An 8,064-nucleotide genomic window follows, 5' to 3' on the forward strand; every position below is an offset into this window, starting at 1 on the left:
AAACCTGGGTTGTGGTTAGCGCCAAATAATTCTGGGCTGCATTACGACTCTTACGATGAGGCAGGTAAGCGTTATAACGCGCCTTTAGAGAAATTCTTTGAAACTCAAGAGCGATGGGTACATATTACTTGGGTCAAACAGGGAACCGAGTACAAATTTTACCGTAATGGCGAACTGTTTGATACTAAGCCAGCACCAGAAACCGTTTATACCAAAAGTGATAGCAGCTATTGGATCGGAAAAGTCGATAATTTTTGGCAAGGTGAAATTGCGGAAGTTGCGGTCTGGAATTACGCTCGATCGCCAGTAGAAATCAAAGATGCCGTGTACGATCGCTTATTTGGAGTCGAACTGGGATTAGTCGGTTATTGGCCTTTGAATGAAGGCTCCGGCGATACAGCAAAAGATAAAACGGCGCGTGCCAATAACGGTATAATTAACCAAGCAACCTGGGGTCAGCAATACTTCCTCAAACCAGTCGATCGCATCCTGCGTACTCAACAGTATTTGAGCCTACCTTGCCTGAATTTTAATGGCAAGAATAGTTATGTGGAAGTCCCAGCCCATAGCAATCCAACTGACGCTGTTACAGTATCAGTCTGGGTAAAAAGCAACACGCCCAATTGGAACGAAAGTGGATGCTTAATCGAAAAACAAAATGCTTACAGTTTGCATCCCGAAGCTGGGGGAAAAACGCTCGTTTTTTCTATTTATTGCGGCGGTTGGAAATCTCTTAAGATTACACCGGAGATAGACATTACCCAGTGGAATCATTATGCAGGCACTTTTGATGGCAAATTAACTTGTTTATATATTAATGGAAAATTCGCTGGAAACATGGGCCAAGCTACTCAAAAAATTGATGCCAGTAATAGCGCTTTCTGTATAGGCAAAGATCTCAACTCTGCCAAATATTTCAATGGCACCGTTGCGGAAGTTCAAGTCTGGGATAGAGCGCTCAGCGAAAAAGAAATTCAAAAATATATGTCTGCCAATCCAGCCAATGAGCCGGGATTGCTGGGCTACTGGCCTTTACATGAAGGCGCTGGAGATACAGCAACAAACCTGGCGAAGAATGGCGAGACAGGCAAAATTACAAAAGCCACTTGGGAGCGCCAAGTATTTAACAAGCTTGCTCTCATTAGCAGGGACGATTTTACCGCAATAAAGAATGAAAAATTCATCAAAACAGCCCTTTACTTTGATGGGCAAAACGACCATATTGTATTGCCAGAAATGAATGTTGATTATGCACAGGGTTTTACAGTCGAAGCCTGGGTATATTACAACAGTTTCAAATCTTGGTCGCGCATTATCGATTTCTTTAACCTGCCAACTAACACAGATAAGATAGTGTTTGCAAATGTCGAATCGACAGATACTCTGGCTTTAGATATCAAACGCGGTAAAACCGAGCAAAGAATTACAGCCGACAAAGTGCTGGAAACAGGGAAATGGATGCACCTAGCTGCCACAGTCGATGCTTCCGGAAATGGGAAACTCTACAAAAACGGTCAAGAAATTAAATCGGGAAAAATGCACCTACCGGAAAGTCTGAATCGGACCCAGAACTATATCGGTAAAAGTCACGGTTCGGGAGATGGTTATTTTGACGGTCGGATAGCGGAAGTGCGCGTTTGGAACCGCGCCAGGAAAGCAGAAGAGTTGCAACAAGATATGAATCGCCGTTTGGCGGGTAACGAAACGGGACTGGTGGGTTATTGGCCTTTAAATGAAGGAAGTGAAAATCGCGTTTTTGATAAAACCAGTAATGGCAAACATGGTAGGATTGACGGAGCAATTTGGCCGCAAATTTCCGAATCGGATTATTTGCAATCTGTTTTGAGCGTGCATAAGCATAATTTTTATATAAGGTTAACAGATCCATTCCGGCGGAGTACCGCGCAAAACAATGAGGAATTTACGATCAGTTTCTGGGTCAACCCTTTAGTTCTCAATGATGGTAATTTTTACGGATTAATGGGTATTTATGTCAAACCTTCATTGTTTGTTGGGCCAAATAATAATGCTTTGTACTTCACTATTCCATCGGGCAACACGGAAAATACTGTCAAACCAAAAAAGATTTATGCTGAGTTTTTGAATAACTTTTTTGAAGCTCCAAATAAATGGGTTCATATCGCTTGGGTTAACCGGGGCAAGGAATTGAACTTTTACCGCAATGGCGAACTGTTTGCAACTAAACCTACTCCAGAAGATTTTCACAGGAGATCGATCGGCGCTGAATTTTATCTAGGAATAATACCTTTAGTTCTTGGGGCACAATCATGTCCAGAAACAAAAGTAACCAAGGACAATAAAAATTTCTTCGGTCAAATTAGCTATATGAGCTTCTGGGATCGTGCTTGCTCTCAGGAGGAAATTAAGGCCAATATGCACCGCCGTTTGGTGGGAAATGAAGCAGGATTGGTTGGTTATTGGCCTTTGGATGAAGGTGGCAATATAATCTACAACAGAGTTAACCCTGGCTATGGAATCGGACTGAGGGATTTTGCTTTAGATATTTGGGAGCGACAACTATTTTTTACCAATGAAGTTCTGGGTGAGCCTAAACCGCTGGAAGTGGCAGAGAAAATCTCTGAGGAAGAAAAGAAAACTTCGGAGATGCAACAGAAGATTGCGGAACTAGAAAAGCAGATTTCTGAGCAAAAACAGAAAATTACTGAACTAGAGAAGCAAAATTCTCAGCAAGCGCAGAAAGTAACTCAACTCGAACAGCAAAATTCTCAACAGGCGCAAAAAGTTACGGAACTCGAACAGCAAAATTCTCAGCAGGTGCAGAAAGTAACTCAACTCGAACAGCCGAATTCTCAGCAGTCGCAAAAAGTTACTGAACTCGAACAGCAGAATTCCGCGCAGACTAAGAAAGTTACTGAACTCGAACAACAGAATTCTCAGCAAGCGCAGAAAGTTACTGAACTCGAACAACAGAATTCTCAACAGGCGCAGAAAGTTACGGAACTCGAACAGCAGAATTCTCAGCAGGCGCAGAAAGTTACGGAACTCGAACAACAGAATTCTCAGCAGTCGCAAAAAGTTACGGAACTCGAACAGCAGAATTCTCAACAGGCGCAAAAAGTTACGGAACTCGAACAGCAAAATTCTCAGCAGGTGCAGAAAGTAACTCAACTCGAACAGCAGAATTCTCAGCAGTCGCAAAAAGTTACGGAACTCGAACAGCAGAATTCTCAGCAAGCACAGAAAATTTTGGAATTGGAGAATAAAAATTCGGCAATGGCACAAGAAAATTCTCAACTCAAACAAAAGAACTCGGAACAAAAGAAGAAAAATTCGGAATTGTCGAAGAAGATTGCCGAGCAGGAGCAGAAAAATTCTCAACTGGAAAAAGAAAATTCACAACTCAAACAGAACAACTCAGAGCAGGAGCAGAAAATTGCCGATCGCGACCAGAAAATTTCGGAACTGGAGCAAAAAATTGCTGAGTTAGAGAAGAAAAATTCTGGGCTAGAAGAGCAAGAGCAACTAGGGGTGACTCCTAAGAATGGGTGTCAAGAAGTGGAGAAACTGCAACCTATGGATTTGAAGAGCGAATCGTATTTTGGGGAAGAGGTTGCTATTAGTGGAGAATGGGCGATCGCAGGATCGCGCAAAGCTGATGGAGTGGGCGTTCAAGATGCTGGGATTGCTTATATTTTCCAATTGCAGGATCGGAAGTGGCAGCAAAAACAATTGCTACAGCCGATCGATTTGGGTGTCGGCGATCAATTTGGCTGCGCTGTGGCTATTCGCGGGGAGTGGGCGATTGTCGGCGCACACAAAGCCGATGCTTCCGGTATTCAAGATGCTGGATCTGCCTATGTTTTCCGATTGGAAAACGGGGTATGGCAGCAAAAACAGAAGCTGCAAGCAACTGGTTTAGGTGTCAATTCTAACTTCGGTAAGGGAATAGCCATCAGTGGAGAGTGGGCGATGATCGGCGCATCCCACAGTCAAGCTTTTGATGTTGCAAATGCAGGTGCTGCCTATGTTTTCCGATTGGAAAATGGGGTGTGGCGGCAAAAACAAAGGCTCCAACCAGTTGACTTAGGCATCAATCAATGCTTCGGTCATTCGATCGCCATCAGTGGAGAATATGCTTTTATTGGCGGAGGCGATCGCTACGCATCAGCAGGTATCAAACGTCCGGGAGGTGTTTATATTTACCGTCTGGAGAACAATGTGTGGCAACAAGTACAGAAACTGCCATCTCCACAACCAGATGATAACGATTTGTTTGGCTACTCTGTTGCTGTTAGTGGAAAATACGCTTTTGTGGGGGCAGTTAATACGATCGTCTCCCATATTTCCAGTGCGGGAACTGTCTATGCTTATCAATTGGAAAACGGAGTTTGGCAGCTAAAACAGAAACTGCAACCTAATAGCCCCGATTATTGCAGCTTTTTCGGTGCATCTGTATTTATGAGCGGCGAAGTTGCGATTGTTGGTTCAACCCGTGCCGATTCTATTAACTTTAAAGATACTGGTGCTGCCTATCTTTTCCACTTAGAAAATGGAGTTTGGCAGCAAAAACAAAAACTGCAACCTAGCGATTTGCATTACGAAAGCTACTTCGGTTTCTGTACTGCGATCGATCGGGAGTGGATTTTTGTAACTGCTTCGTGGGCAGATACGTCAAATTTCAGACGAGTTGGTGCTACCTACATTTTTCAAGTTCAATAGATATCTCCTCCAAAAGAATCTCTCTCGGCAGGCAGGATGCCTACCCCACAAGAATTTTTGGAGATTGACAAGTCATAACCGTTCAACCTCTTTATTGCAATCAAATAATGATTTATACCAGTAGAAAAGATTGCTTACAGATTTTTCGGCGTCAGTCTCCCGTAACGGTGTTGGGGCCATACAAACGGGCGGTAATTTGGGTACAGGGGTGCGAGTTTGCTTGTGCGGGCTGTATAGTTCCAGAATCCTGGGATGAAGCAGGTGGAGAAACGATCGTCCTGGAAGAATTGGCAGAATGGATTCTCGCGCAACCGGATATTGAGGGAATTACGCTTTCTGGTGGGGAACCGATGCGTCAAGCAGCAGCTTTGGTGAGTTTAATTGACACAGTTCGTCGGTCTAAAGATTTGGGTGTAATGTGCTACACGGGCTACCGTTGGGAACAACTGCAACAGCAGGGAACAGAGGCGCAGAAGTCTTTGCTCGATCGCATCGATTTGCTTGTTGATGGGACTTATATCGAATCAAAGCATGAGGACTTATTGTGGCGGGGGTCTAGCAATCAGCGATTGTTGTTGCTGAGCGATCGATACGAGCAAGTTTTAATGGCAGAATTGGCAATGGGCGATCGATCGGCTGGGATGCAATTCGCAGTCGATCTTACAGGCGCGTTCTACTTTACTGGCGTTCCTGCTAAAAAAGGCTTTCGAGAGGAGTTTGCCGCCCGAATGCAGCAACATGGCATTACCATATAAAAGTCAAAACAACTAAAATCTAAAATCCAAAATCCAAAATCTAAAATCTAAAATTCTTATGAGTGGCAGTCCCAAATTTTCAGAGGCAGAAATTGCTGAGTGGAAGCAAAAAATTTTAGCAGCAGAACGTCAGCGGCGAGCTGAAGCAGAAGCAAAACGAAGACAGGAAGCGGAAGAGCAAGAGCGACAGCGGCAATTGGAAATGTCTCGTTCCCAAACTCAAGTACGGGTAAATGTGTTGCTCTCTGATATGCAGTGGCAGTGGGCAAATCTTTATCCGCAAGAAGCAATAATATTGCAATCTCGCTGTCAGAATCAATTAGAGCCGATCGCGCAAGCAACGTCAGAAATCCAACTGCTATCGATATCAGAAGAATTGGTCAAAATCGAACAGGCATTCCAAGAGGCATTGCAACGCAAGCGGCGGGATGAGGAAGAAAAAAGACGACAAGCGGATATCGATCGACAGTTATTTGAACTGCAAGAATTAGAACGGCGAGTGGCGCAAACACCCGATGCGGAAGCGATGAAATTCGATCCGGCGGGTCGCCAACAGGTACGCAGCGTATTTCAAAAAGTGCGGGATGCGATCGCAACGGGCGACCCGGCGGCGGTGCGCCGACCTCTGACAGAAGCAACTGCTCTTGTTCAGAAGCACGTCCGTCAAATTGTTCACGGAAAAACAGACTCGCGACACCTACAAATACAGGCAAATCGGCAATTGTCAGAACTTCAGGTCATTTTGGCCGGTTTGAAGGCCGATCCGGTTGTGATGCGCTGGCAAGGGGGAGCGGTAAAAGAACTGGAAAATCAGATAAGTCTAGCTCAACAAGCGATCGCACAAGGTCAAATCAAAGAAGTAATCGCTTACTTAAGCGAAAGTCGTCGTCACTCGCAAACAATTATAGAGAACGCCAACACAGCTCAGATGCAGGCAGAACGACGCGATTACATTGCCGATAGCATTGCACAGACATTGCAGGCAATGGGTTTCAGCATTACCTTTCATCAACCGGAACATCCCAATCACCCCGCTAGCGCTACAATCCTGGGAGCCACTACCAATACCGGTAAAGGAATTAGCGTCAGCGTCCCCATCGCCGGACAGGTGTTTTACGATGTAGACGGCTATGCGAAGCAGAGCGTAGCTACAGTTGATGGCAATGCGGCTGCTGTGTGTGACGAAGCGGAACAGGTGCTGACGGAGATGCACGCTGCCTTAGAGAACAAATTTGGTGTCAAAATGGGTGAAGTTCTCTGGCAGGGGAAAGACCCCAATCGCATCCTCCGTCAAGCGGAACAGTTGCCGAGAGGAGAGCGATCGCGCCGTCGCAGTTTGTAACGATCGACTCAACAGCCTTTTTGCCAGAAAATAGATTTGAATGTACGATCGCGAGCAGTAAGTACGATGGTTAAATCAGCCCCGAAACTTATAACTGTCGATGAGTTCCTGACGGAGTATGGTAATAACCCTCGTTATGAGCTAATTGATGGGGAGTTAATTAATTTGGAACCGACTGGACCGCACGAACAAGTAGCAGCTTTTATTGGGCGAAAGCTAAATGTGGAGATTGACCGTCTCGATGCGACTTACTTTATCCCACACCGATGTCTCGTTAAACTGCTAGGAACGGCAACAGCTTTTCGTCCTGATGTAATTGTGTTGGATCGCACTCAATTAGTCAATGAACCGTTGTGGCAACAAGAACCTGTAATTGCTTTGGGAGCTTCCATTAAACTTGTCGTTGAAGTCGTCAGTACAAACTGGCAAAATGATTATGCCCGTAAGGCCGAGGATTATGCAGAGTTAGGCATACCTGAGTATTGGATCGTAGATTATCTTGGTATTGGTGGAAAAGAGTACATCGGTAAACCCAAACAGCCAACTATCACAATTTGTACTCTGGTTGAAGATGAGTATCAAAAACAATTGTTCCGAGCGGGCGATTTGCTTGTTTCCTCAATCTTTCCAGAGCTGCGATTGCCAACAGGCCAAGTCTTCGCAGCAGCACAGTAAGTAGTATAATACTGTTTTGCTGTATTATATTTTCAGAAGTTACCCACAGGAGAGCGATCGCGCCGTCGCAGTTTGTCAGAGCAGCCGTAGGGTGGGCAATGCCCACCGCAATGGCCGATCCCAAGTTGCACTAAAGTAAAGGAGACGAAGTGATGTCTCTCGCAGAACAATGGTACGCCCAGCAAATGCAACGTCATCAAGAATTTCGCCAACGTCAACAGTCGGTTGCTAGCTTTCTAGAGGAAACGCGATCGCATCAGCAGCGAGTTTGGCTGGAAGAGCGACAGAAGCGGGCCGCTTTTATGGCTGCTTTGCGGCATTCTGTTTGGGGAAAAACGCCCAGTCCTCAGAATGGCGATAAAGATGAAACTGGATCGGGTCAAACCAACAAACCTCAAGAAGTAAAGTGGGAAACTCTCTGGCAAATTGGCACTCCTGGAGTGCAGGAATTTCCCCAGACAGGCGGCGGAATTCAGATATTTAACTACGATGTGGAGAGAGACCCCAATTCGACCGCTCGCCCCCAAATGCCCGGTTGGATTGGCGTACCTGCAATTTTGCCATATGTCAGACCGCTGACAACCGCCCAAC

At 45.3% G+C, this 8,064-nt stretch carries 4 protein-coding genes and 1 pseudogene; all 5 read left to right on the forward strand.

Annotation, left to right across the window (positions count from 1 at the left end; all coding sequences use genetic code 11):
• On the forward strand, positions 1-4,701 hold a 4,701-nt coding region (locus tag H6S82_RS10835), incomplete at its 5' end, for a LamG-like jellyroll fold domain-containing protein (protein ID WP_347339484.1).
• Between the two features lie 107 nt (positions 4,702-4,808).
• Positions 4,809-5,456, forward strand: a complete 648-nt coding sequence (locus H6S82_RS10840) for a 4Fe-4S single cluster domain-containing protein (protein WP_190474610.1) — start codon at positions 4,809-4,811, stop codon at positions 5,454-5,456.
• Positions 5,457-5,514: 58 nt separating this feature from the next.
• Positions 5,515-6,798 carry a hypothetical protein gene (locus tag H6S82_RS10845; protein ID WP_190474612.1) on the forward strand — a complete coding sequence of 428 codons (1,284 nt, stop codon included), beginning with the start codon at positions 5,515-5,517 and terminating at the stop codon, positions 6,796-6,798.
• Positions 6,799-6,864: 66 nt separating this feature from the next.
• Complete coding sequence (locus H6S82_RS10850) at positions 6,865-7,473, forward strand: Uma2 family endonuclease (RefSeq protein ID WP_190474614.1); 609 nt, start codon at positions 6,865-6,867, stop codon at positions 7,471-7,473.
• Positions 7,474-7,625: 152 nt separating this feature from the next.
• Positions 7,626-8,064: pseudogene (locus H6S82_RS10855) on the forward strand (hypothetical protein); the annotation flags it as partial.

Source organism: Planktothrix sp. FACHB-1355, from assembly GCF_014748295.1.
In the GTDB taxonomy this organism is placed as follows: domain Bacteria; phylum Cyanobacteriota; class Cyanobacteriia; order Cyanobacteriales; family Aerosakkonemataceae; genus Aerosakkonema; species Aerosakkonema funiforme_A.